This window comes from Paraburkholderia sp. 32 (assembly GCF_050435345.1).
GTDB lineage: Bacteria > Pseudomonadota > Gammaproteobacteria > Burkholderiales > Burkholderiaceae > Paraburkholderia > Paraburkholderia tuberum.
On record NZ_JBNDKD010000001.1, the window covers coordinates 2,160,281 to 2,186,962 of the forward strand.

Here is a 26,682-nt window from a genome sequence, read left to right on the forward strand (position 1 = left end):
GCCGATCATGGATTGCCGTTTCTCACGGGGCATCCCGAACTCACCGTCGCGACACTCAGGCGGCTCGTTACCTTCGGTTAAACGGTTGAACAAGTTAGCCTTATCGCTGAACGAGACTTGTCGACCGCATCGCCGCCGGTGCGACGTTGGGAGTTCAAGCGCAGATAACAAGATGGACCGGTCGTTCATGACGGCGCCTCAGAGGCAGCAGCTCGGCCTTTGCCGACGTTCGACGAGGCTCCCTTGGACGTCAGCAATATGACGGGTTACCGACGGTGACGGCGTCGTGCAGCGGGACGACCGCTTCCGGCATCCGCCAACTTGCAGTTTCGACCCGTTGCTGCCAGTCGATCCGTCGGACTCGCAAGGGCCGATATCAGTTCAGTATCGTTGGCGACCGCGTGCACGCTCGTCGCGATTGTGTGTGCTGATTTTACTAAGTTCGAAAATTGTTGAAATAAAGGGCCGGTTATTCGCGGCTCGCGTACTGAACGATCGGACGCCTCAAATAGCCGAGGATGCTGACGTAATTTAAACGTAACCGGTCCATATCTGTATGAAGTCGTTATTCACCAAGTCGAAGGTAACCAAGTAAAACTCAAGGTAAATTATTGCGGCGGTAAAGACAAGTGACGGGATTATTTCACTGTTTCCCGTAGGATTCGCTGTCTGACTCGATGAATGACGCGTCGGATCCGTCGCGTGGGCTTCCAATCAGCAGTGCGACCGTGTACTTGCCGATGAAGAATCTCTGTAATCATCCTTAGCGGCGACTTCTCGGTTGATATTAGCGGATTGGCGTCTATACTCAATGCAGAAATTATTGCAAATCCAATACCTTTCCGGGAGCGGAAGATGCCAGAAGTTAAACCTGTATCACCACACGGCGGCCTCGGGGACGTAAAAGCGCGAAATAGCCACAGCTCCTCGAAAGCTCACCCCACGGCGGTGCTGCCGCCAAAGGTTGAACAACGATCCAAGCCGGCACTGCTAAAGAGGGCATCCGGCACGGCCAAGGCGCCGTCTCGTCCCTAAACTAAATGAGAGATTAAAATGGCGCTTTACTTCAATAATCAATATGCCGATACGGTCTGGATTGCCTTCGTGTACCTTGACCCAAACTGTTCGCCAACTCACTTTAGAAAAATTGGTTGGTGGCAGGTAAACAGCGGGGACAATTTCAACGCGTGGGATACCAATCTTCGCACTGTTAACCAATATGCTGCCTTTTATGCGGAGGAGTATAGGGACGAGGGAGGTGCTACTTGGGGCGGTAACGGCAATAACTGGTATTTAATCCCAGAGCTAGGATTCGATCAGTGTTACGACGACAATACAAATTGCACCCGGCAGCCGAATTTCGCTTTGCTCGACTTCAATGGAGCCCCCAATTGCACAGTTACGATTGGGCGCGCAGCGGGACATTTCGATGTCGAAGCGTGGATCAGCGTCGATCCAGGCTGAAAACTGAACATCGCGGCTTCCCGGGGGGTCTCGTGATTGGCGGGCGGAAGTTCGCTGTCTCGGGAAGCGGCCGTTCGAGTGTCTGCATGGACGCACAGGTGAATGGCAGCAACTGGCCGAAGTGGTCGCTTGGAATCGTTACAATGGTCCAGATTCACCCCACCTTAACAGCATCGAGTGCGAGACATGCTGACTTCCTTTTTCTGGAGTGGCGACATCATCCGCAGTCGACGCGTGAGTGACATCGTGCTATCAGGCTCGGTTGACGTGCCCGTGCCCCCTGCGCGCCTGCTCGCAGATTGGGAAAGAGAGACATCGTCGCGCCTGGTCCTGGAGCCCGGGGACGTCGAGGCAATGCCTTTGGCGCGAGCGCAGGCGCGCTGGCCGGACTACACGCGCTGTGTGCAGGCACTGTCCGATTGGACGTGCGCGCTTGGACTGCCTAAGGTGCTCGCCTCCAGTGACGTAGCCCTCATGGCCTGCCGCGGCGCGAAGTACCACCATGACGGTGCGCAATATGGCGGTGCGGCCTTTTGCAATCTCTTCCTGAGCGAGGACAGGGGTCTGGACTTGCATTTTCCCTCTACGGGCCATCGCATTCCCCTAACCCGGGGAACGGCTGTGATATTCGATACTGGTCAGCCTCATGGCGTCATTCAACGCAGCAGCAGCGGTTTTAACGTGGCCGACTTCGCGCCGGACCAGGATTGCATCCAAATATTTCTGACCTGGGAGCTTCCCATCGAAGATGCCCATGTTGGGCACGCCCTCAAGGTTGCCTTCGACATCGCGCCTTCAACCTCGTTGCAACTGGACGCAGAGGAAGTCTGGCTGAACGGCGCACGGGCCATTGTGTGCCCGGATTCTGGTCGTTGGTGCCAGGTTGACTAATCGTCTGCGTGACACCGCGGTGTTGCCATGACAGGCTCAGGTTCAGCGCGATAGCGGCGTGCAGCGTGCGCCGTTTGCGCTAGGGTCAACGATTTCAGGCTTCGCTATCAGACCCGTCACGCAGCGGCACAAAGCCGCAAAGTCAGGCTCCATCTTAAAAGCTTGGCACAATGACCGCTGTTCGCAGCCTGGCGCCTATGCTTGATCGGCGGCGCACGACCCAGATGGAATGGACACCGCCCTCCCTTCGGGGACGTGGGCATGATTGAGGGCCTCGGCACACGCTACCGTTCCTGACTTGGTGGTGAGGCAATTTTACGCCCGTACAAGTCTTCGCCAATCAATCTGTTCGCTTCTCTCAGCAGATTTTCAAGAGCGTCATACTCGGGACCGACGTCCATCTTCCGTGCCGCAAGGTCCATGCAATTTGACCTTAGCTGCGTGGTCAAATCGCGTAGCGCAGCAATCACTTCGTCGTCACACGCAGACTCTTCCAACGCCTTGCGGCCGATCAAATATGCCTCGCGATACGCCGCAGCACGAACCATCTCTCGTACGCGCTGTGAGTTTAAGCTCATGGGTAATCTGTCCTCTGTCGGTTCAAGTCAGCAATTTTCAGCAATTTCGACGGCGACGTCGACCGACCGCACATGGCCGACTCTTGCCGAACTGCCATCCGGCAGAGCGCGACCCACAGCAGTCGACCGGATTTCTCCAAAGTAGCCGTTCGAACCGGGACCAACGATCTGGATCGGTCCCGATCCGCGGGTCCTGCTGTGACTGCTAGCGAGTCCGAGCGTTGCATATCATCGCCGCAAGGTGTTGCTGTTAACCGTTTCTGCTAATAGGTTTCTGCTAATAGTTCACCGTTTGTGGCGAGAACGGGTGTCCCGTGCGAGGTAAGGCCAGGAGGCCAGATTGACAATTCTGTCACCCCTAGCGTTGCAGTTAGGAATGAGCGACAGGATGTCCATTGATTTTGGTAGCGTTCGGCGTGTCCTCGAATTTGGCTAGTGCGGCTGTCGAGGCGCGCGATTAGCGCATCGGCCTGAGGCGGCAGCAAGCGCAAATACCGGAGGTCATTTTTTTGATCTCGGACCGAGGACATCTCAGCGCGCAGACCAAAAAACGCCAGGCAGTTTGGCACTTTGGATGTTTCTTAGGCGGCCTCCACCACTGTTCGCATTGATGGCGGTGAGAGTGTTATCGTGCTGCGCTTTGTCAGTCGTTCCGGGCAGTGAGTTCGTGCTCCGGGGGCAAAGCGACGCTAGCGGAAAAAACGGACAGCGTCAGCGCTTCAATGGACACCGCTAGCAACATTCGCGATCTGCAACAGCAACTGCACTTGGTGACGGATAATAGCGGCTACATCATTTTGAGCACAATTTTTGGAATTTCCCCATGGAAATTAAAGTCAATTTTCTCGATAAGCTGCGTCTTGAAGCCAAGTTCGATGACTTCACGGTAGTGGCCGACCAGCCTATCCGTTATAAGGGCGATGGCTCGGCGCCTGGTCCGTTCGATTATCTTCTGGCCTCATCGGCTTTGTGTGCAGCTTACTTTGTGAAGTTGTACTGCGTAAATCGCAATATTCCTACTGAAAATATTCACCTGTCGCAGAATAATATCGTTGATCCGGAAAACCGGTACCAACAGATTTTCAAGATTCAGGTTGAGTTGCCGTCGGATATCTCGGAAGTGGACCGCCGAGGTATTTTGCGCTTCATCGACCGTTGTACGGTGAAAAAAGTGGTGCAAGCCGGGCCCGAGTTTGTGATTGAAGAGGTAGAAAACCTGGATGCCGATGCTCAGTCGTTGCTGACGTTGAAGTCGGCTTCTGATGCCAGCACCTATATTGCGGGCAAGGATTTGCCGTTGGAGCAAACCATCGCCAATATGTCGGGCTTTCTGGCGGGCTTGGGCATGAAGATAGAGATCGCTTCGTGGCGCAATATCGTTCCAAATGTGTGGTCGCTTCATATTCGCGATGCGCACTCGCCGATGTGTTTTACCAATGGCAAGGGAGCGACCAAAGAAAGCGCGTTGGCGTCAGCGTTGGGAGAGTTTATCGAGCGACTGAATTGCAACCATTTCTATGGCGGTGCATTTTGGGGCGAAGACATCGCCAATGCGGAGTTTGTGCATTACCCGAATGAGCGCTGGTTCAAGCCTGGCCCTAAGGATTTGCTGCCGGCTGAAATTCTGGATGAGTACTGCCTCGAAATTTATAATCCTGATGGCGAGTTGTATGGCTCGCGTCTATACGACACCAACTCCGGCAATGTGGAGCGCGGCATCTGTTCGCTGCCGTTTGTGCGGCAGTCGGACGGCGAAGTGGTGTATTTTCCGTCCAACCTGATCGAGAACCTGTTCGTCAGCAATGGCATGAGTGCCGGTAATACGCTGGCCGAAGCACAGGTGCAATGTCTGTCCGAAATTTTCGAACGGGCGGTAAAGCGCGAAATTCTGGAAGGCGAAATCGCTTTGCCTGATGTGCCGCACGAAGTGCTGGCGAAATACCCTGGCATTCTGGCCGGAATTCATGGATTGGAAGAGCAGGGCTTTCCGGTGCTGGTAAAGGATGCGTCGCTGGGTGGGACCTACCCGGTGATGTGCGTCACCTTGATGAACCCCCGCACAGGCGGTGTCTTTGCCTCGTTCGGCGCGCACCCAAGCTTCGAGGTGGCGCTGGAACGGAGTCTGACGGAATTACTGCAGGGGCGTAGTTTTGAAGGCCTGAACGATTTACCTCAGCCCACCTTTGTCAGTAACGCCGTGACTGAACCAAACAATTTTGTTGAGCACTTCATTGATTCCAGCGGTGTGGTGTCGTGGCGCTTTTTCAGCGCCAAAGCGAATTACGAGTTTGTTGAGTGGGATTTTTCGGGCCAGTGTGAAAACTCCAATGCCGAGGAAGCAGCAACCTTGTTCGCCATTCTCGAAGACATGGGCAAAGAGGTGTACACGGCGGTGTATGACCAACTGGGTGCCGTAGCCTGTCGGATTTTGGTGCCCGATTATTCGGAAGTTTACCCGGTAGAGGATTTGATCTGGGATAACACAAACAAGGCGCTATTGTTCCGCGCGGATATTTTGAACTTGCATCGACTGGACAATGCCTCCCTGGCAGCACTGCTTGAGCGGTTGGAGAACAGTGAGCTGGACGAGCACTCCGATATTGCCACTTTGATCGGCATCGAATTTGACGAGAATACGGACTGGGGGCAGCTAACAGTTCTCGAGTTGAAACTGTTGATTCATCTCGCCTTGAAGCAATTTGAGGAAGGGCAGGAGCTGGTCGGAGCTTTTCTGCAGTACAACGACAATACGGTCGAGCGCGGATTGTTTTACCAGGCCTTGAATGTGGTCCTGGAGGTGATGCTCGATGACGACCTTGAACTGGACGACTACGTGGTCAACTTCCGTCGAATGTTTGGCAACGCCCGGATGGACGCGGTACTTGGGACAGTGGACGGCAGCGTGCGCTTCTTTGGGCTAACGCCAACGAGTATGAAGCTGGAGGGTCTCGACAGGCACCACCGCCTGATCGACAGCTACAAAAAATTGCATAAGGCGCGGGCCAATGCGGCGGCTACTGGGAAGTAGGGTTGCGAGTCATGGCTGGACGCGATGATACCGCTCATCCACCGCTCAAAAAACACCCGTTCGATACCTGAGCGACCATCTGTGCCGGCGTGCATCAATGTTGATGCCGCCGACGTTGATGGCCAGATACAAAGGCAGATCGAGGGCCTTCGGTAGTCCCCCGTTTTTAACGGCGCTCAGAAGTAGAGCTTTCCGCTTCGGGCAACGATGTAATGTCGCTATTTCGGGCGGGCAGTATGACCGACCATAGTCCGCTATCTCATCGAATAAACCTAAACGACTACGGAAGTTCGACCGGGCGATGCGACCGGCGATCGCCTGCGGCTGCGGACTTCCGGGTTCGGCCAAGAAGCGTCACTCGCCCACATGATCGTTCGGCCGTTCAGACGTCCGATTCACCCGGCAAGCGGCCATTCCATTCGCGAGGATGAACGTTGCTTCATCGGCCATTCCGGACACTCGTGCGTGGTTGCTAATGTGCGTGGTCGCTAATCGCACTCTCTTGTCGGCTTTGCGGAACCGCCAGCCTATTCGAGCGATCGAGCGATCGGCCCGGACGAGACTCTCGGTCTCGACACGCCGAAGTGGACGATGGTGGATGATCTGACTTACGTTGTTCAGGCGAATCATCTGCCATGGAGCAACGGTGCGCGGGCAATCTGTGGTTCCTCGGTTGGGCCACGTTCGCCGTGACGCAAGGACAGTTGCTTGCCAAGGTCCCTTGCTCCTGAGAGCCGATAGGCGTTCGGATTCGGCAAGATAAATTACGGAAGAGATGTTGCTTTATCTGGAAATGCCTCTATTTTTAAAATGGCCGATCGGTCGGAGATGGTTCCGGGCAGTCATCGTGCTTGGAACACCCATGAGTGCGTCTCTGTTGCGACGACTACAAAGTGGCGCGCGTCTTACCTGTAATAACTCTCGTCCAGTTCAAGGTTATGACGCTGGAGCGTTAGGGTGTGGGTGACCGTTTAACACATCTACCACCGGCCGGGAGCACGACGTGAAGGCACCCTGCAGCATGTCCAGTCAGGTCCTCGCGCTCATCGAGCGGACCAGGTCAGGACCAGTGAGAAAGAAGGCTAGTGCTGCTCATCTCGGCAACGCGCTGTCAAGGCGGAGTCGTTTCGTGGCGATGCTGTTCTGCCAACTTGGCCGAGTCCATTCCCTGCATGAAAACGAAGCGAAGGCCCGTCGAGTCACGTTGGTGCTTGCGGCTTGCCGGACAGTGCTGGCGTGCACGATCCCCAATTTCGTCTCCCATCTACCTCACAACCGCATCAGATCAGGCCATGGCTGTAGGGACTTCGGCGGCTTTGGAGACCAATGACCTGAAACGAGACTGCAGGAGGTCATGAAATGGAAGTCAAGTCACTCATCGCTTATCAAGGGCCCAATATTCATGCCCATTTCCCGGTCATTCGGTACACCATCGATCTGGGGGTGCTTGAAGAGTGGCCAACCGGGCGCCTCGGCCAAGGCTTCATCGAACGTCTCCTTGGCTATCTGCCCGGCCTTCGGGAACATGGCTGTTCCTATCAAGCCCCCGGTGGGTTCGTGCGGCGCATGGTCGAAGGCGAAGGAACGTGGCTGGGCCATGTCATGGAGCACGTAGCGATCGAACTGCAGAAGGTGGCAGGCTCGGATGTGAGTTTTGGCAAGACGCGCGCCGCTGGGCCGCGCGGGCATTACGACATAGTCTACGAATACCTGGACGAGGATGTCGGTCGGCAAGCCGGAGACCTTTCCCTGGCCCTGCTTGAGCACCTGCTTCCTGAAGACCTGAAGCTGAAGCCGGAGCGGAACTTCGATGACGCTTTCGACTTTGAACATGAACTGGATGAACTCATCCGTTATGCGCGGGGTTGCGACGTGGGACCTAGCACTGCCGCATTGGTGAGCGCCGCCATGAAGCGCTCGATTCCATGGACGCGCCTAAACCGCGGCAGCCTGATACGGCTCGGCTACGGCCGCTTCCAGAAAAGCATCAAGGCGACGCTCACCAGCGAGACCCGTCAGATCGCGGTAGACCTGGCTTCGGACAAGGCGGAGACCAACCGGATCCTGCGGGACGCGGGCCTGCCGGTGCCGAGGCAGCGCAAGGTCTATAGCGCCCGCGACGCCGTCCATAGTGCCGAACAGATCGGCTATCCCGTTGTGATCAAGCCATTGGACTCTAATCACGGGCAGGGTGTATCGGTTCAGGTTACAACCCCGGAGCGGGTGCAGCTCGCTTTTGAGAGGGCTCAGGAGTACAGCGAGGCAGTGCTCGTCGAAAGCTATATACCGGGGTCTGATTACCGCATGCTGGTCGTCAATGATCAATTGTTGGCGGTTGCCAGACGCATCCCCGCACATGTGTCAGGTGACGGTGTTCACACCATCGAGGAGTTGGTGGACGAGGTTAACAAGGATCCACGCCGGGGTGCGGGACATGAAAACGTGCTCACGCGCGTGGAGCTCGACGGCGTGGCAGAACGCTTCCTTGCTGACAAGGGTTATGGTCCCACGACGGTGCCTGTGGCGGGCGAGATAGTCTACTTGTGCGCCACCGCCAACCTTTCCACCGGCGGCACCGCCATCGATGTTACCGATAGCGTGCACCCGGACAACCGGGAGATGGCGGTCCGGGCCATCAGGGCCATCGGCCTGGACGTCGGGGGAGCTGATTTCATTACCACGGATATCTCCGCGCCATATCGTGAGACCGGCGGGGCCATGTGCGAGGTGAATGCTTGCCCGGGTCTACGGATGCATCTGGCGCCCACTGAAGGAACGCCCAGGGACGTTGCCGGTCCCATCATCGATATGCTGTTTCCATCTGGTGCTCCAAGCACCATTCCCATTGCCAGCATTACCGGCACCAATGGCAAGACCACCACCTCGCGCATGCTCGCTCATATCTTGAAACTGGCGGGGTACACGGTGGGTTTGGGCACCACCGACGGCATCTATGTCGACGGACGGTTGACTGTGAAGGGTGACATGACCGGAATGACGTCCGCCCGCATGATTCTTGCGGACCCCGCCGTGGATGCCGCCGTACTGGAGACGGCCCGGGGCGGCCTGCTGCGGCGGGGTCTGGGCTATCCGGAATGCAGCGTGGCGGGCTGCCTCAATGTGACCGCCGATCACCTGGGCCTGCGCGGGGTCGAAACGGTGGAGCAAATGGCGGAGGTCAAGCGCATCGTCGTCGAGGTGGCGAAGGAGATGGCCGTCCTCAACGCTGACGACGCCTTGTGCCTGAAGATGGCGGATCATAGTCACGCAAACCGCCTGGGCTACGTGACCATGGACGCGGCTCACCCCTTGGTAAATGAGCACGTCCAGGCGGGCGGCGTGGCGGTGGTGCTGGAGGAAGAGATAAACGGCCACATGGTCTGCCTGTGGGACAGCGGTCACCGTTTTCCTTTGTTGTGGACTCACGTGATCCCGGCCACGGTGCAGGGGCTCGCATTCCACAATGTGCAGAACGCGATGTTCGCTGCGGCCCTCGCCCACGGCCTCGGGATCGATCTCGAGAGCATCCGCCGTGGCCTGCGCACCTTTGATAACACCTTCCTCCAGACCCCCGGCCGCCTGAACATCTACGATCAGCATCCCTTCAGGGTGATTTTGGACTATGCCCATAACCCCGCAGCCGTGAAAACCATGTGCGGTCTGGTAGACCGGTTGGGAGCCGAGCGTGCGAAGATCGTTTCGCTGACGGTTCCCGGCGACCGCCGTGACGAGGACATCCTGGAGATCGGCCGTATCGCGGCGGGACACTTTGAGCACTACATTTGTCACAGGGACAGTGACTCGCGTGGGCGGGATCACCTTGAAGTGCCGGAAATGCTGCGAGAGTCACTACGCAAGAATGGAGTCGGGGCAGAGCAGATCGAGGTCATAGCCGATGAGCAGACGGCGAATCAATCGGCGCTCGAAATGGCCGGGCCTGGCGACTTGCTCCTCTTGTTGAGCGAAGACTACACACGTGCCTGGGAGCAGATCGTGCGTTTCAGGCCAGACGCGCAAACAGGGCACGCCATTGAGAGAAGGCCGACCCCAGTCAAGATCCGTCAAGACGACCTGGGCGGGTTCGGGTGGGACAGTAGTAGCATGGAGATCATTCGTGACGGGCGCGGCGTGCGGTTGGCGCGAGAGATTGAAGACTGAATGACTGTTCGCCGTGGTTACGACGACCTGCCAGGCGGTCGCAAGCGGACCTGGTGACAGGGCTCCAGGGCGGGTGAAGCGTGAGGTCCATCCTTCGTGGAGTTCAATACCTTGGAGAGTCAAAATGGATGAGAAACAGAAATTTCTTCTCTACAACGATAACGACGCCACGCTGGATGCCTCCTCGAAGCGGAGGATGGCCGTCGAAATCGCCCTGGACCTGATACGTCATGAAGCAATGAGCGGGTCTTCGCGCAATCCCCTGGATTCAAATCTAAGGCATCTCTCGGACTTTGCCGATTTTATTCAAGAGGCCTTGAGAGGTGGTGAGCAAGAAGACTTGAGAGGCAGTGAGCGAGAGGACCTGAGAGACAGGGAGCGAGAGGACCTGAGAGACAGGGAGCGGGAAAACGTGAGAGGCAGGGAGCGGGAAACGTCGAGAGGCCGACAGCATTAGCGGTCTTGGTGCGCTTGTGCGCAGAACGCGCAGCGCACACCCTCAAGGAGCTCTGTTGCGGTTTCAAGCGCCGCCTCCGACAAGACTTGGAGAGAATGGGTCGGGCGTATGCCCGGCCCATGCCTCACCGATCAGAATGATCCGGGGGATTTGTGATCACCTCGATAAAACCGCTCTTTGCAAAGAACATCACCTCTATAGATAGCAATGAGGAAGATGCGATCTTCGTCGTAGATCCGGAGCTTGGAGCTCTTGGCAAAATTGACGTTCGGACGGGATTCTTTCAAGGAGTTGTCAACTTCAAAAGCTTCAACGAATTCAAGGGGGCAGGTGCCATATGTATGCGACCGGATGGCATTATAAATTATTCGCGTTTTAATAGAATCTATGCGCTCGGGATAGAAAATGGGATGGTCTATGAAGTTATGGACACCGTCACAATCAATGACGCAAAAGATGTTGTCGGTCTATATTGGAAAGGCGGTAGATATTACGTGGCTGACAGTAGCGGGATCCTGTTCATTCTGGATGGGGATCGGCCAATACGGTCAGTGGATGTGGGCAATAGAATAAACGACATTACCTTGCATGGGGATCGCCTCTTCATATTGAGTGACATTAGTCGGGCCATTTATATATACAGTCTTGACGGGACTCATTTGGCATCGCTGACGACACCCCATGAGGGGGCGTCTGGAATAGCTTCAGTTAAAACATCAGATATAGAAAGATCTGGCATCTATATATACTACAATCAGAAAAGTTGGGACGTCTTTGATGATGCGGGCGCGAAGGCGGATGTCGACAGCAGTCCAAATATAAAACTCAACAGGAACATTTCAGATGGCTTTATAGAGAAACTTGATTATAAAATAATGGGGCTTGGTATGGCTGGAAATTTCGGGCTTTCGGATGGTTACGAAGTGGAATTTTCTTATGCCGAAATGCTCAAGCCTGTCCATGATATTCTGGAAAGGATCAAGGGCGTCAAGATGTACGTCAGGTTGTCGATTCCGGTCGAGACGCGAAGGCAGAAGGTGAAATCAGTAAAAATTATTGGAGATATTCCTGGGACTATAAGAAGGGACGAAAGCGGCAACGAGATTGCGGAATTCGATTTCAGGGGCGTTGAGCTTGATAAAGAACGCCGTTACTTCGGCTACAGCGCCGTAATTGAACTATATGGGATAAGGTTCAAGTTGAATGCCCCGGATTCAGGTTATCCAGACGAAATTAAGACGCGATTTCTTAAGAGAGAGCTCAGGTACGATATGGATAGGCAAGAGTTAAGGCGCATTGCTGCGGACCTGATTTCGGCGATCCCGAGAAAAGAGCGCGGAAATGTAGTCAAGATTGCGAAAACCGTGCGTGAATATGTTTATAGCAGATTGGGGTACCGCTACAACAACACGTATACAAGTCCCGTTGAGACCTTGAGAAGCGGCGAAGGGACTTGCGGAAAGTACATGGAGCTGTTGATAGGATTAATGAGGCTTTGCGGGGTGGCATGCAGGCCGGTCGGGGATTTCAAGGTTCCCGAGTACAAACTGAGATATGCAAGGGTCAACTCGGTCTGTGTGCCGGATTATGATCATGCGTGGGTAGAGTTCTATGTCCCCGCGGTAGGATGGGTGCCTATGGAAAGCTCATCGGACAATCTGCCGGAAAGGCACGAAAGGTTTTTTGGCGCTCTGTCGTGGATCTATATAGAAAACAGCAGGACGGAAAAGATGTGCGAGATATGCAGGCCCGACTCCTGGGAAAAGGTCGGTAACGATCTGATGTATTCGGACTTTTTTGTACCTGACATTCAGATCAAGATTCTCCGGGAGGCCTCGTTGCATAGTCGCCCCCTGACGGGATGAATGCGAAATTAGCGCCCTATGCTCGCCATATGCGCTGTTAAATCATACAGGTTGCCTTCAACCAGTATGTCCAGGTGCAGGCCAACTACGCTTACTGGGGCATGGCGGCGATCCGGATGTATGGCGGAGTGTTGCAGTTGGGAGGGGTCCACAATGGTGATGCCGCCGCTGCCCAGGACCTGCAGCCTATGATCCGGACCGATAAAGGCGGCGGTGTCTTCATCCAGGCCGATGCCGATGGCAAGTGGGTTGTAAGTCAAGGCCATGAGCAGACGCCCGAGCCGGTCCTGGTGGCGAAAGTGCTGATCGATGATCAACCGCTCGATCAGGCCCAAGCCCGGCGCTAATTGAACAATGTCAGCACGCGGCGTAGTGCCACTCTCACCTGCCGCAATCATCTGCCCGGGCAGGAACGCTGCGCCAGCGGAGGTGCCGGCCACGTGCATACCGTGTGCATTCCGGTTGCGAATTTTCTGCGCCATCGAAGTACCACCTAGCGTCTCGGAAAGATGGACCGGGTCGCTCCCCGTGAGGAAAAGCCCGTCGACAATATCGAGCATGTCCAGGTTTCGCTTCGCCTCGCAGTCGGTTCGGGTCTCAAATTTGAGGGCACTGACCCGATCCCCCCCCAGATCACGGAACGCCCTTTCATAACGGCGGCCGGCGTCCTTGGTCGCGGAGCCCGTAAGGATGATGCCGATATGCGCGCGGGAGCCGCCGCAAATCTCGATGAAGCGGCGCAGGATGGCAGCGTTTCGTATTAGCCTTCCATCGCCCCCGATGGGGACGATAAAGCCTCGTGTACCGCCAATGGGCGCCTTTGCACGACTCAACTTTCACTCCGATAGAGTGGCCAAATCTTGAAGTAGCCCAAGTCTCGTGCAGCCACCACGTAACCCACTTTTCCGGCCGGAGCTTTGTTGCTGCCGGGCTCGAATCAGCTGACGTCTTATCTTCACGTCTTCGAGGGGTTGACGCATGATATGCGATTTTATATCGGCAAGCGGAACGTGGAGCGGGGCAGCACAGATACGCGCTGCCCCGCTTCGTGGATGATCCGGCTTTTGCCTCTTCTAGCCGATCAGATCAGAGCAGTAGCGTTCGATCCACTGGGGACGTAACTCCGCGCAGACAACGTACCGCCTACCAAGCTATGCGTCCCGAGATGATACATATTGCCATCAACCAGGATATGCAGACGTATTCCGGTCAAGCCTACCGGGTCGTCATGGCGAACGGAGTCAGCTGCAGAGTTGCGCAGATTCGACCCGTCGATGATGGTGACGCCGCCGCTGCCTACCACCTCCAGCATTTCGTCTGGACCGATGAACGCAGCCGTATCCTCGTCCAGCCCAATGCCCACCCCAAACGGGATGGAAGCCACTGCCGTGAGCAGGCGTCCGAGCCGATCCCGCTGGCCGAAGTGTTGGTCGATAACAAAACGGCTGATGAGCCCCAAGCCTGGTGCCAGGTCGACCATCCCGGCGCGGGGCGTGGCCCCGCTCTTTCCCCCGGCAATCATGGCAGCTGACATGGCGGAGGCCCCGGCCGAGGTCCCGGCTACGTGCATGCCGTGTGCGTTTCGGCTATGAAGCTTCTCCGCCGCCGGCGTGTCGCTCAGCATCTCGGCGAGGCGTACCTGGTCGCCCCCGGTCATGAAGACCCCGTCGGCGCGATCGAGCACCTTCAGGTATCTGTCCGATTCGCAGTCGCGGCGTGTCTTGAATGGCAGGATACTGACTCGGTCAGCGCCGAGATCGCGGAACACCGACTCATAGAGATCCCCCGTGTCATCCAGCGAGGAGGCAGTGGGGATGACCGCAATGTGCGCGCGCGACCCACCGCAAAGTTTCACGAAACGGCGCAGAATAACCGGGTTCTGAACCCGATTTTCCGCGCCGCCAATAGGGATAATAAAGCCTCGCGCGGCACCCTTCGGCGATCTTCCGGAACGCATACCATTCACTCCTTCTCAAAGCTTGACCGGCGACCTGGCGGTCCGCCCTAGGCACGACAATCGCAGCTCTCTGCCCGATGATTCGAGCACGCCACAACCGTGCTGAATCAGTCGGGCAGCACCTTCGTGGGCGCTGTGCAGCAACCCGCGACCCTGAAGCCTGCAGCAATAGTGGACAGGTAGGGTTTGCATCTTCCTCGCGTCACCACAAGATCTGCACCTGCCCACACCTTACAATATTTTAAAGCAAAAAATGCACCAACGTTTTTGTCCGCATGGGTTGGTGCGAACCCTTGGCGCAGATCGCGATTGCGAACCAGCTCGCGAGAACTTCGGCCCGCCGCGGAAGCGCATCAATAGCATATGCACGCAATAAGTGCATATTTGAACCGATGTGGTGCGATGCTGCGCATCGACTCAAGTATTGGAGGTGGCGCTTGGCGCCGGAGCGGTCGCAATTCGTCTGTTACCAGATCAGTCAAACGCCTGCCACCCGGGGCAAATCCTCTGTACACATTCGGCCGCTGCTCTTTTCGGCAAACGTGACTGTTATTGGGTCGGGAGTGCTCCCTCAGTATTTTCGGAAGTGGACGTCGACGTCACGGCGCCGGTCGATCGTTGCCGGCGATCCGCAACCGTTCGGAAAGGAAAGGCATACTTGCCCGCCGACGCAAAGGCGCGGATGACCGTTGAATCCGCCCCTGGAAGCTGCCGTTGAAGGGGCGAGGGATCCAGTAGCCGGATCGGGTCGAAAGTACGCGTTCGTTGAACTCGGTAGCGGCTGTTCGCCGCCGTTCCTCGATGAACGACCGGTGAGCAGCGGTAAGCAGGCTCGTCCGCGTCGACACACGAACGGCAGCTGTGGCCGAATTTTTGTCATTAAAGTGGCGGTACCTGGCGACTGCCGGACTCTGATACCCGGTGCCTGATCTCCGGCGTCCCGAGCGGCCGCAGTGGGTCCGTTATCTGCCTGATCAGTCCGGAGAAGAGGGGGATGCCCCCGTCGCCCCGCGCCGACGCCCGGCCAACAAAAAAAGGCCCGCGCGCGGCGGGCCGGAATCCATGTGGAGACATGGAGGAGACGGATTCAGTATAAACCCTGGTGCGATCCTGTGCACGCCCGACGCGGGAAGCCGCACACCGGACCCGGCCGGCGGCGTCAGGGCCGGGCAGAGCGGCGCAACGAAGGGAGAACGGGGGAGAGTCCCTGCTGCCAGCGCGGCCTGGCCGTGATAAGCGGCGTCTGGGGTGTCCATTTAACCGGAGTTGAGCGTAGACAGGGGCAATGGAAGGTCCCACGCCAGCACCCAATACCCTAGGTTCCTTGGGAGTATCAGGCTTGGTTCCCGACTGATGCAGGCTGCTGGACTGGAATGGCTGCGATGGCCTTGCGGCTTCGTCAGCCCATCCTGTGGTCATCCGAGAGGATGGCGGAGGCAACGCGGATATCCGCCCAGCTTAGAGCGACCTTCCTGAGCCGCCCGCAGAGGCAAAGCGCTAACTCCGGTTAAATGGACACCCCAGAGCGGCGTTATCGTGGCCCACCGGCCACATCAGGCCGCCGGTCGCGGCAGCGTCCACCTCACGAAATGCGCGGCTGGATCCTGCGGCACCGGGTCTGTCCGGCCTTGGCTGACAGCCCGGGACCGCGAGACATGAGGGTCCGTCGGTCCGGGCGACCGTCGCGTGAACCGTTGCCGCTCACGTCCGGGCGCGTGGGCGGAATTGCCTGTCTTGGCTGCATGTGGCCTTGGGGCGGGCCGCCGTGTGGCCGGGATCCGTTATCCTAATTAAGAATATGCCTAAAAATTGTCCGGACTGTTGCAGAAAAGGAATAAATTTCTTTGGTCGCTAACACGGGTCTTCCGGTCGATTTCCAGTTATCTATTCCGTACATCTACCCATCCAGTTTGCTTCGTTGTCCGAACAATATGATCAACCGGACCGAATTAACCGCCATAGGAAAAGCCCGCAATTTAGGTCATAAAATTAAACACGTGTTGAATTGTCAACGGGTTTCGACTACCACTGGCGAGCGCCCCGGCATCGGACACGTCTGTTTCTCCTGACAAATTTCCGTTGAGAATGATTACGCTCGAGGGATGGCTGGCCGCCTAAACCAGGCTTGAAATGACCGCATAGTTGAATACACTGCGCTCGACGGACGGCTGACTCATGCACCGGAGAGAGTTGGACAACGGACGGACTAAAAGCGGGGACGGTGTGTTGCGAGGCCGGCGCGCGCGTGCGCAGCAGTTCGCGCGGCAAAGACCACCGCTTGGCGCGTCATGACTGCAGGCCCTGCTACGGCGACAAGCCACAAATACGTCGGGTGTCTGGACGGCGATGAAGGGAAGGCTTGCCGCTTGGAATGGCTTTTCGTCGGGAAAGGGGGCGCTGCAAGAACTGACTGTAGATAAAAACTGGACTGCTGAACGGTCGATCGCGCAGGGCGTTGACTCGAACGGCCCTTCAAGAGGCGCTGTTTCAGCAACCCCTGAAATATTTGTCACCCTTGAATTTCAAGGCATCCAGCTATGAAACAGGATCCTAGGAAACCAGTAAAACATTGAAAAAACGGGCCCCGGTTTGCAGACCGGGGGCCCGTTTGTCTCGGCCTGATTGGCAGAGTGGACAACCTACAAAGTCATACTCCGCCCAATCTGGTCTCTTGTCAAGAGCCCTGAAAATGGAGGCAGGTATGAACTCGTCCATGCATTTCATCCAACCCGAACAAGCCGCGAGTGCCCGGATCCCATACGGCGCTAACAGGTGTGAGTTTGATCCAGAAGTGGTGGCGGATAAGCGTTACTTGCATCGGCCAGCCACACACGCGGAAAGAGCATGGCTGGACGCACGCTGTACGCTGACCGCCGTGCGACGAGCGGTCACCGCCCGGTTTGCGCTGGGCGAGCACGGACTTCCGCACCTCCCGCATTTTGTCGCGGACAGCGATCACGAGCCGCGCGTGATCCGGTTCGTCGAGGGGCCAGACTCGCCCATCCGGACGAGGGCGTTGGAAGCACGTGTGAGCCAACTCGGTGGTCCGCGAGGACGAAAGCTGTTTGTCCGGTGCAAGCAGGGGGAACTCGACAAGCAACTCGTTTGCGCCAGGGCGCGGGCGGCAGAACTGTGCGCTCAGGCGCCCCTGCGACCGGTCGTGCTGGGCATCGACGGAGCTGACCAATGGCTGACATCAGCGACCGCTGCCGCCTTTCAAGTGCAGGCGATACTCGATGCCGGTGCCGGGGTCGTATGCGCAGTCGACCCAAGATATGGTGACTCCCGCTTACTGACGTTTCACCTGCGCACTCTCGGGATCATGGTGATCCGCGAGCCGCATCTCCCGGACCGGTCCGGCACGACCCCGGCTGTACCGACGACGCCGCGCCTGTCGCCTGACGCTGGGACTGGGGTGCCGCCGCGGCGTTTCCCCAGTGTCAGCACCGCGGCGCTGGCTGCATACGTGGCCGAACTTTCCAACCCCGGCGCCCAACTGGCGCGGAATAACCCGGCCAGCCAGCGTGAGCCGGATCCGTGCTGGGCCGGCGAAGGCGAGGTTCCTTCCGCTCCTTGCGAGTACGAACGGGCATACCGGAACGACTTTGCCATCCATCGCCTTCTGCGCGAGCGAAATGGCTTTTAGGCGCGACGCCATCGAAGCGACGCCGGACTGCTGAACAAGAGTTCATTGCGACCGGCACGGGGGCATGTGCAGCCAGTGTGCACGGCCCCCGGTTCAGGAGCAACGGTCAACCGCGGTTGCATGTAAGGGCGCCGCTTCGCTTGCGTCGCGGATAGGGGCGGCAGGGAGCGTTCGCATTCCCAATCGAGATTTCCACGGGATCCTGCGGGAAGTGGATTGCGCATTGGAGGGTGACATGACGAAACATACGGTGCGGACCCGAAAGGGAACGCTGGTGCGCAAACTGAAGGAGCAGGCGCTGGCCAGGGAGACAGGATCCCATCAGCGCTGGCAGCATACCCGGGACAAACCAGGCTCCGGAATCAAGACACGGCTTGCATGCAACAAGGCGGCAGGTGAGGAACTGCACCTGTTATCCGAGGCAGAGCATGCCGAATTCCTGGAGGGGTGGTACCGGCGTGATGTGAAGATTATCTACGATCAGGTCGCTCTTGACCGCGACAAGACCCAGAGAGCGGCGGCGTCAATCAATGTTGCCCATCCGTTCTATCGGCACCTCGGCGAGCCAGCGGTACTTAGCACGGCCCTGGTTTACATCACGGCGCGGGGAGCGACTCGCAACCGGGAGGCGCGGTCGGTCAGGTCGACCCGCCGTGGCCAGGAAGACAAACTGACGCGCGCGCAGCTCATTGAGCGGAAAACCTGGGAAGACGATGGAGCGTCGTACTCCGTGGTCAGGGCTAAAGGCATGCATGCGCACCGTTCGAGAAATCTGGCCTGGCTCTTTCGGGCGCACAACGATACGGTCGATCGAAAACTGTCTGACGCCGAGTTGGCGGCGCAGCGCGAGTTGCTCCGCCTTGTCCGGGTGCAGAAAGAGATGCGGGTCCTTGACGCATGCCGCCGCGTTGATGGGATGCTGGGGCTTCCACCGGGTTCGGGCGTACGGGCCTTCCGGCAACTCGCTGGCGCCAGACGGTTAGCGTTTGACCTCGACGTTTCCGACCCGCTCAAGATCCGGCTCGACGAGATCTGGCGGCCAAAGCCCTAGAGACAGCAGCTGCCCGGCGCCTATCACAACGGAGGCTCGAATGGTCGTCCAATCAACGTGTCCCAGCGAAATCACTGTTGGTGACGTACTCAAGGAGCGCAACGGTGACCACATCTATATCGTCCTGAAAACAGGGAGGAACTCCAGATGGACCCATCTTATCGATATTGAGCACAAGGCCAAATCGGCATCCTGCCGGCGAGCATCACCGTTCAAGGAGAAAACGGACGCTCTGCTGTTGCGACTGTCGACCAATGTGGAGCCTGAGCTTGCTCTCGAAAAACTTGCCAGGCTGCCGGGTAATGTGTCAGAGCGCAGGGGGGTTTTAGCGTTCGGCCTGTCCCGTCGGTCCAGAAAATATCAGGAAATCGCGGATGATCCGACCAAATCTGAAGGGTGGAGGCTTATTGCAGGACTGTTGACTTTCGATCTGCCGCCCGGCGACGACGGAACGCCACAAGAACCTTCGATCTACGGCGATGAGTTCGAGGCGTTGCTTCACCGGGAAACCCGCAGGAAGCGGATCATGCGATATTGCGCATTCTCGCGCATATCAGAGTCCACTGTTTACAGAACATTCCGGCGTTTTTGCCAGCAAGGGATGACGCCCGCGGCGGCTTCTGATGATTACGACCGGTGCGGAGGAAGAGGCCAGCAGCGGAATTGGGAAGATGCCCCCGGGAGGATGCCGAAACGCAGGACATTGAAGGGCTCGGCTCGCAACCAGGAGGTACAGCGCCTGCTCGAGATGGCGGCCGACTATTACTTTTCGTTCGAATATACGAAAGGGGAAAGGGCACAAAAAACCCTGAAGCAGGCTCTCAGCTGGATTCGCGCCAAGTTTCTGCGCGATAGGGTCGTCTGCAACGAGAATGGAGAAATGATCGAGCTGAAACTCGATCGCCGTATCGTCCTGACGGACCGGCAACTTCAATACCATATCTACCGGAACTACAGCTATGAAGAGCGTCGCATCCGCAAGGTTGGTCTCAGGCAGTATCTGCTGCATGAACGGCCTCTGACCGGTCGACTCAGAACGTCACGTGGACCCGGCGAGCGCTTTCACATTGACGCGACGGTCGCTGATGTCTACCTGGTGGGCCAGGTCCTGCGGACGAAGGTCATCGGCCGGCCGGTTCTCTATCTTGTTATCGACGACTACACGGCGATGGTTGTTGGTTTCTATCTGACATTCGAGCCACCGTCCTGGGATGGGGCAATGATGGCGCTTGCGAACGCAGTCAGTCCCAAAGTGCCGTTCTGCAGGTCAATCGGCATCGTCATTGGAGTCGAACAGTGGCCAGCGTGTCGCCTGTGTGAAGTCCTTTACGCGGATCAGGGCGAGGTAAGCAGCGTACACAAGGGGCATCCCCTCATCACGCATTTCCGGATTGAAATGAAGAACGCGCCGGCCTATCGTCCCGACCTGCGGGCCGTGATGGAGCGGCGGTTCGGCATCATACCGGCAATCTGGAACGCGCTTGTACCTGGGGTGGTCGAGAAAGGGTCGTTTGACCGCGGCGTTGAACACCCCGCATATCATGCGGCCCTTGACATCGCGGAATTTCGTCGGATAGTTTGCTACGCGGTACTAAGCTATAACACCCGTCTCATCCGCGGTTACCCCACGCCTCCAGAAATGGTGGAGCGCGGACTTGCGCCAACGCCACTCAATCTCTGGAGGTACGGCACGGAGATCAATGGTTGCGGAAGACATGTCGATGTCGATGAATTCCGGGCGAAAGCGATGCCTACAACGACAGTTCGAATAGATGGTAAGGGAATCTTTCACAACGGGATGCACTATGACTGTCCCACGCTTTCGCTCATTGAGCGTCAGGCAATGTTTCGTGGCCAGAAAGTCGAGTCCAGCGTCGAAATCGGGTACGACTCCGCGGATAACAGCAGCATTCAACTTTACGGCCTCGGTGAGCCCGTATCGTGTTCGATGTCTGACCATGAAAGGGACGACCTGCGTGGGCTGACTTACCAGGAACAGGAGCTCTATACGGAGCACGATGCGACTAACCGGGGCATGAGCGAGGAAGCTTGCGAGTCCGACCGCGCAATGACGGACCACAACATTGCGAAGATTGCCAGGAACGCTGTCTCCAAGACTTCAAGAGCCCTGGAAGATGCAGGAATGATGCGGCCGGACATCAGTGATATGGATGAAATGCGTCACATCGAGCAGTCCGCTGAATCGACGTTGCGGACCGCGGATGGTCCGAAGAATGCCGGAAGACCCCGGCGGCGCAACAGGGCTGGCACGTCGTTCAGGAAGCTCATCAGGAAGGTTCAAAAAGAAACTAGCCTGGACGATCCGGTACCCCAGGATACGTACGACCACGAAGGAGACGCCCATGAAGAGTCGGTAAGTCAGGAAAATGCGATCTCCGCCGAGGCTGGTCGCATGACCGCGAAGGACCTTCGAGAGAAGCGTGCGAGGGACTTGCTCGCCGCAATGGATGCATAGGAGCGCATTATGACCATCAAGAAATCCGTCGACAAACCAGTGGCAGCTAGGAAATCGAATCAACCCGAACCGGTGAGGCAGTGTATCGAAGCAGTGGAGGCACAGTACTACAGCGGCGACGACCTGCTGCCCGAGTACCGGAGCAATCCGCTGATCTCTGCGTTGGGACCTGTTTGGGACCAGAAATCGATTCTGAAGGCGCTCGACGTGCCGGTTGCCTTTTCTGAAAGCGAACGCACAAAGCCTGAAGAGTATCGCCTGCATGCCATTGGGCGACTTTCGCGCCTTGTCGTCGCACTTCCCGCTCATCTTGACGTCGTCAGCACGATCCAGATCATCGTTCGTCAGCATTACATTGGAAGCGAACTACGAGACGATTACGCACAAGGCCTCAACGACCGTTATAGGGCGAGCCAGGGCGGGCAGCTTTCTCCCGTCTACCCGCACCGGCGTTCACATGCATATTGTGCAGGAGTCTTCGGGCTTTCGGGAGGCGGAAAATCCACGGCACTGGAATCTGCGCTACGTCTGTTCCCTCAGGTGGTCCTTCACAGGGAATACGGACTTAGCCAGGTTGTTTGGATCAAGGTTGATTGTCCAAAGAGTGCCAGTCTCAAAGACACACTCAAGCTTCTCATATTGAAATTCGACGACCTGCTCGGAACAGACTATACGGGGGAGGTTGGGCCGAGGGCCACGTTGGCCGACTACGCAAACAAGCTCCACCGAATCTGTCAACGGCATCACACAGGCCTCATTGTTATTGATGAGATGCAGAACGCGTTGCAGGCGGTGGCAAGGAACGACCCGCTCTTTGACTTCTTTGTCAATCTTACTAACGTAGTTGGAATTCCGGTCATCGTGAGCGGCACTCCGAAGGCAGCTCAGCTGTTCCGGAAGACATTGCGGTCCGCGCGGCGCATTAGCAGTCAAGGCGTTACCGTGTGGAACGGGATGAGGAATGAGGACGACTGGAAGCGGTTCTGCAATCAACTGCAGAAATACCAGTGGCTTGCGGAACCGGTGCCTCTGTCGGAGAGCTTGCGGAAGTATCTGTATTTCCTGACCCAGGGGCTGCCGGGGATTGCAATCCCGCTTTTTCAGCTGGCACAGATCGCGGCAATTGCCTCGGGAGCGGAGAGGTTGTCCCGAAAAATCGTCAGGGATGTATTCGATGAAAAGATGGCTTCATTGAGACCGATGATGAACGCGGTGCGCTCGGGGAATAAGGCAAGGATGGTTGAATACGATGACCTGTTGGGCGACACGCTGGACGACATCGTTGAGTCGATGGAGGCGGAGGCGAAGCGACACGGCTACCATGAGGTGGCGATGGAGCATGACAGGAACGAGTCAGCGATCAGTGCCGTATCCAGACTGATGCTGCTGGGCGTACCGCAAGAGTTGGCGTCGTCGCTCGTTTGTACAGTCCAGAAAGAGTACCCGGCGGCCTCATCGCAAGACCTGAGTAACGAGGCAGCGCGCCGTTTCTACCAAAAAAAAGCTCCTGCGGAATCTCTGAAGAAAAGCGTCAACGAGTCAAAGGAGGAGGTTAACTGACAACTACAAAGCTGGAGGCGGCCCCCGGTGGCCTCCAGCTTGGAGTTCAGTTGCAGCGGGCAATGTGATTTGCCCATGCCGGTTTCGTGCGATTCGCGCCTGACTGTGAGCATATCCCCCCGCGTCACAATGGTTGTCGCCTGGATAAAATTGGAATCTGGGGGCGATAAAGAGAGAACAAGTTGGCGCGTTACGGAAAGACATTCAAGGACAGGGCAGTGGCGCGGTTGCTGCCGCCGGAGAGCGCATCAGTGGAAGAGGTTGCGCGAGAGATCGGTGTGGGCGCGCAGACGCTGGAGCGCTGGCGCAGTGATGCGCTGTCCATGCCCGCTCGCGAGCGGGCCTGGACAGCGGCCGCGCGTTTCGAAGCGGTGTTGAGCACGGCAGCGATGGACGAGACGGCCCGCAATGCGTGGTGCCGCGAGCATGGCGTGTATCCGCAGGAACTGGCGCAGTGGCGGCAAGCGGCCACGCAGGCGCTGGCCGAGCCCGAAGAGGCCCGTGCGAGTCCACAGCAGACGAAGCAGGACCAGCGTCGCATCAAGGAACTGGAACGCGAACTGCGGCGCAAGGAGAAAGCACTGGCCGAGGCAGCCGCATTGCTGGTTCTTTCAAAAAAACTCGGGGCGATCTTCAACACGGACAAGGGCGAGGACGAATGATCGGCCTCGAAGATCGCCAGTTCCTGGCCCGGGAAATCGATTCGGCAAGACTGGCTGGCGCACGGTTGCGCCTGGCCTGCGAGGTGGCCGGAATCGACGTGCGTACCCTGCAGCGCTGGAGGGCCAATCAAGGGCTCGTCACTGGCGACGCCAGGCCCGGCGCGATGCGCCTGCTGCCCGCGCACACCTTGAGCCCGGAGGAGCGGGAAAACGTGCTGCGCGTAGCCAGCGAGCCGCGCTTTGCCGACATGCCACCGGCGCGCATCGTGCCGATGCTGGCTGACGAAGGCGTGTATATCGCCAGCGAATCGACCTTTGCACGCGTGCTGCGCGAGCATGGGCAGATGAGGCGCCGTGGCCGTGCCAGAACGCCTTCGAGCGGCCGGCCGCCGACCACGCACGTTGCAACCGCGCCGCGCCAGGTGTGGTGCTGGGACATGACCTATTTGCCGGCAACGGTCACAGGGCGATGGTTCCACCTGTACCTGATTCTGGACCTGTACAGCCGCAAGATTGTCGGCTGGGAGGTGCACGACAGCGACGCGGCCGAACACGCTGCTCATCTCGTACGTCGTACGGCGCTCTCCGAAGGCATTGCCGCCCTTGAGGCCCGGCCGGTGCTGCACGGCGATAACGGGGCGACGCTGAAGGCCACTACCGTGCTGGCGATGCTGCACTGGCTGGGCATCAAGCCGTCGTACTCGCGCCCCCGGGTCAGCGACGACAACGCCTATGCCGAGGCGCTGTTCCGAACCGCGAAGTACCGGCCGGAGTTTCCGGTCACAGGCTTCGAGGACCTGAGCGCTGCTCGCACCTGGGCTGCCGGCTTCGTGCAGTGGTACAACTTCGAGCATCGTCATAGTGGCATCCGCTACGTGACGCCTGCGCAGCGTCACGCCGGTGACGATCGTGCGCTTCTCGCCGCTCGGCATGCACTGTACGAGAGGGCCCGCGAGCGCAATCCGGCCCGCTGGTCGCGCCACACGCGCAACTGGACACCGGTTGGTGCCGTGACGCTTAACCCCGAACGCGACTCAGTCGTCGAGATGGCGTCGATCAGCGCAAATAAACAGCCTCTGGCTGCATGAGTGAGGCGACAACTTGCTTGACGCGCGCCGATATCTTGCGTTGTCAGTTCAATCGCGCTGCGTTGCTCGATGAAGCGACCTGTGAGCGTTGGAATCTGATGGGAGCGGGAAGAGAGTCAGTCGAGGGTGCGCGGCGTCTGGATTCGGTCGTGAGAACACGGGGAGATGCTATGGCTATCGCGTTGTTTCCTCTTTTAGATGGTGAGACCATTGGCAGCAATCTGGGGCGCTATGGAGACTTCATTGGTCTTGGAACTACGCTATCGCTCAGGCGGCGTCTCTTCGGCTATGCCTGTAAGCCGGATACGAGACTCCCGAGCGGACTCGCTCATCTCGCCGAGGAAACCATGGACTATTGGGGCCTGGACGCAAAGGCAATCATAAGTGATCACACTGAGTTCCACTACGCGACCTTGACGGTACCAGAGACAAAGCGAGAATCGATGCGCTCGGATATGCTCGGTCAACCTGCTGGGAGATGTTCACGAAGAAGCGTGTGTGGCTGGAGTGGGGAGCGCGTCACAAGGTTTCGATATTGCGAAGATTGCCTGCTGGAGTGGAAAGCGAATGGGATCCCCGCCCATTGGATGGTGGATCATCAACTTCCGGGCGCGTATGTCTGTTGCACGCATTCACGCATGCTGAAAATGACGAACCCGGGTCTTTCTGAAAGTTTCACGGACCTGACGGTTTCGGCATTGAAGGGGCGTGCCGACGAAGAAGTTTTGACTCGGCTGTCATTTTCAGAAAGGAGCGCGATTGAGGATGTAGCTAAACGTAGCGCGCGGTACAGGATGGCGAACGATGGTCTCCCATCGGCGTCGACCTATTGCGAACTGCTTCGGGACGCGGGGTTTGTGTGGCCTGACGGAAGGACGGACAGTCGTGCCTTTATTGCATCTGCCTTAGGACATTTTGGCCACGAGTATTGCCGGCTGACCGGTCTCGATTGGCAAAAGATGACCGTTTGGGTGCGAAACATCGCAGATCAAGGGAGAGGCAGGGATGCATCCCATCCGTTTATGTTCATCGCAGCGGAATCGTTACTGAACCGTCACTTCGCGTTGCCAGGATCGTTTGTGCCGGCGACACGAAACACAGTGATAGCTCATGGCGCAGAATCGCTGGATAGCTGCGGTGATGCTGTCGGTAAAACCGTAGGCGAACTGTCATGCGTCGGCATCCTTCATCGGAAGAGTGACACCTGGAAAGAATGCTCGAGAGAGGGTGCCGGATGGAAGCTTGCATGTTCCTGCGGAGTTTCGTATCGGGCGTCCGAGGTGTCGTCCTCTGAAAAGGCGCAGTTGACCGTGGAGGCCTATGGAGCGCGTTATCAAAGCCTCATTTCCATGCGGTTCGCTGATAGTGTCAGCGCTCGAACTCCGTCACAAGGACCCCATACAGCAAATGCGAGGTTCCTGCGTTGGGCGCGTTACGCGGGATTTTCTAAAGACAGGGTTTTGTCCAAAGAGGCCATTCAACGCATGCGCGACCGCTGGTGCTCGCTGGTCAAGAGCGCTCAGCCGGATAAACGAATCACTTCGGCCCATCGTATTGATTCAAACCTGTATAGGACATTGTGCCGATACGACCGTGATTGGTTTGTGGCATTCAACCTGGCAAATCGGACACGTCCCAAGCGTTCGTTGCTCACCCGGCAAGGGAGCAAAATCCGCGATTGATTCGACGAGGGAATCGACGCAACTCTTTGGTGATGAGCATCTCTGCGACGGGCAGACATCTCTGCGGTGTGAGACCGAGTTTCACACGGGTTCTGCTGGGCGCCCGTGGAAAGATTAGT

At 57.5% G+C, this 26,682-nt stretch carries 16 protein-coding genes; 13 read left to right on the plus strand and 3 right to left on the minus strand.

The annotated features are described in order from the left end of the window. The first annotated feature begins 1,053 nt into the window (after positions 1 to 1,053). Together OKW26_RS10115 and OKW26_RS10120 are read left to right on the plus strand one after the other, a co-directional pair. Positions 1,054 to 1,464, plus strand: coding sequence for a hypothetical protein (locus OKW26_RS10115; RefSeq protein ID WP_429353508.1), 411 nt, complete (start codon positions 1,054 to 1,056; stop codon positions 1,462 to 1,464). A 186-nt stretch (positions 1,465 to 1,650) separates the two neighbouring features. Beyond that, a complete protein-coding gene (locus OKW26_RS10120; RefSeq protein ID WP_429353509.1) occupies positions 1,651 to 2,355 on the plus strand; it encodes a hypothetical protein in 705 nt (234 codons plus the stop codon). 284 nt (positions 2,356 to 2,639) lie between these two features. Here OKW26_RS10120 and OKW26_RS10125 read toward each other — a convergent pair whose 3' ends face one another. Beyond that, positions 2,640 to 2,933: a hypothetical protein gene (locus OKW26_RS10125; RefSeq protein ID WP_429353510.1), complete on the minus strand. Its 294-nt coding sequence runs from the start codon at positions 2,931 to 2,933 to the stop codon at positions 2,640 to 2,642. An 823-nt stretch (positions 2,934 to 3,756) separates the two neighbouring features. Here OKW26_RS10125 and OKW26_RS10130 point away from each other — a divergent pair. The 4 genes from OKW26_RS10130 to OKW26_RS10145 all read left to right on the plus strand — a co-directional run bounded on the left by OKW26_RS10130 (position 3,757) and on the right by OKW26_RS10145 (position 12,441). Beyond that, entirely contained in the window at positions 3,757 to 5,961 is a 2,205-nt protein-coding gene (locus tag OKW26_RS10130; protein WP_429353511.1) for an OsmC domain/YcaO domain-containing protein, read from the plus strand. Between the two features lie 1,359 nt (positions 5,962 to 7,320). Continuing rightward, entirely contained in the window at positions 7,321 to 10,119 is a 2,799-nt protein-coding gene (gene cphA / locus OKW26_RS10135; RefSeq protein ID WP_429353512.1) for a cyanophycin synthetase, read from the plus strand. Between the two features lie 124 nt (positions 10,120 to 10,243). Continuing rightward, positions 10,244 to 10,576 carry a hypothetical protein gene (locus OKW26_RS10140; protein WP_429353513.1) on the plus strand — a complete coding sequence of 111 codons (333 nt, stop codon included), beginning with the start codon at positions 10,244 to 10,246 and terminating at the stop codon, positions 10,574 to 10,576. Positions 10,577 to 10,728: 152 nt separating this feature from the next. Further along, complete coding sequence (locus OKW26_RS10145; RefSeq protein ID WP_429353514.1) at positions 10,729 to 12,441, plus strand: transglutaminase domain-containing protein; 1,713 nt, start codon at positions 10,729 to 10,731, stop codon at positions 12,439 to 12,441. 8 nt (positions 12,442 to 12,449) lie between these two features. Here OKW26_RS10145 and OKW26_RS10150 read toward each other — a convergent pair whose 3' ends face one another. Both OKW26_RS10150 and OKW26_RS10155 read right to left on the minus strand, forming a co-directional pair. Further along, positions 12,450 to 13,274, minus strand: a complete 825-nt coding sequence (locus OKW26_RS10150) for a cyanophycinase (protein ID WP_429353515.1) — start codon at positions 13,272 to 13,274, stop codon at positions 12,450 to 12,452. A gap of 248 nt (positions 13,275 to 13,522) precedes the next feature. Further along, on the minus strand, positions 13,523 to 14,398 hold the full coding sequence (locus OKW26_RS10155) for a cyanophycinase (protein WP_429332387.1): 876 nt from the start codon (positions 14,396 to 14,398) through the stop codon (positions 13,523 to 13,525). A 2,346-nt stretch (positions 14,399 to 16,744) separates the two neighbouring features. Between OKW26_RS10155 and OKW26_RS10160 the strand changes: the two genes are divergently transcribed. The 7 genes from OKW26_RS10160 to OKW26_RS10190 all read left to right on the plus strand — a co-directional run bounded on the left by OKW26_RS10160 (position 16,745) and on the right by OKW26_RS10190 (position 26,563). Further along, positions 16,745 to 16,939: a hypothetical protein gene (locus OKW26_RS10160; RefSeq protein WP_429353516.1), complete on the plus strand. Its 195-nt coding sequence runs from the start codon at positions 16,745 to 16,747 to the stop codon at positions 16,937 to 16,939. A gap of 160 nt (positions 16,940 to 17,099) precedes the next feature. Beyond that, a complete protein-coding gene (locus OKW26_RS10165; RefSeq protein ID WP_429353517.1) occupies positions 17,100 to 18,044 on the plus strand; it encodes a hypothetical protein in 945 nt (314 codons plus the stop codon). A gap of 235 nt (positions 18,045 to 18,279) precedes the next feature. Further along, entirely contained in the window at positions 18,280 to 19,095 is an 816-nt protein-coding gene (locus OKW26_RS10170; protein ID WP_429353518.1) for a TnsA endonuclease C-terminal domain-containing protein, read from the plus strand. Positions 19,096 to 19,135: 40 nt separating this feature from the next. Beyond that, a complete protein-coding gene (locus OKW26_RS10175) occupies positions 19,136 to 21,571 on the plus strand; it encodes an integrase (RefSeq protein WP_429353519.1) in 2,436 nt (811 codons plus the stop codon). A 9-nt stretch (positions 21,572 to 21,580) separates the two neighbouring features. Beyond that, positions 21,581 to 23,131, plus strand: coding sequence for an ATP-binding protein (locus OKW26_RS10180; protein ID WP_429353520.1), 1,551 nt, complete (start codon positions 21,581 to 21,583; stop codon positions 23,129 to 23,131). A gap of 182 nt (positions 23,132 to 23,313) precedes the next feature. Next, a protein-coding gene (locus OKW26_RS10185; protein WP_429353521.1) for an IS3 family transposase occupies positions 23,314 to 24,881 on the plus strand; the annotation gives its coding sequence in 2 pieces (ribosomal slippage) (positions 23,314 to 23,752 and positions 23,752 to 24,881; 1,569 coding nt in all). A 170-nt stretch (positions 24,882 to 25,051) separates the two neighbouring features. Then, entirely contained in the window at positions 25,052 to 26,563 is a 1,512-nt protein-coding gene (locus tag OKW26_RS10190; RefSeq protein ID WP_429353522.1) for a TniQ family protein, read from the plus strand. Positions 26,564 to 26,682: the final 119 nt, after the last annotated feature.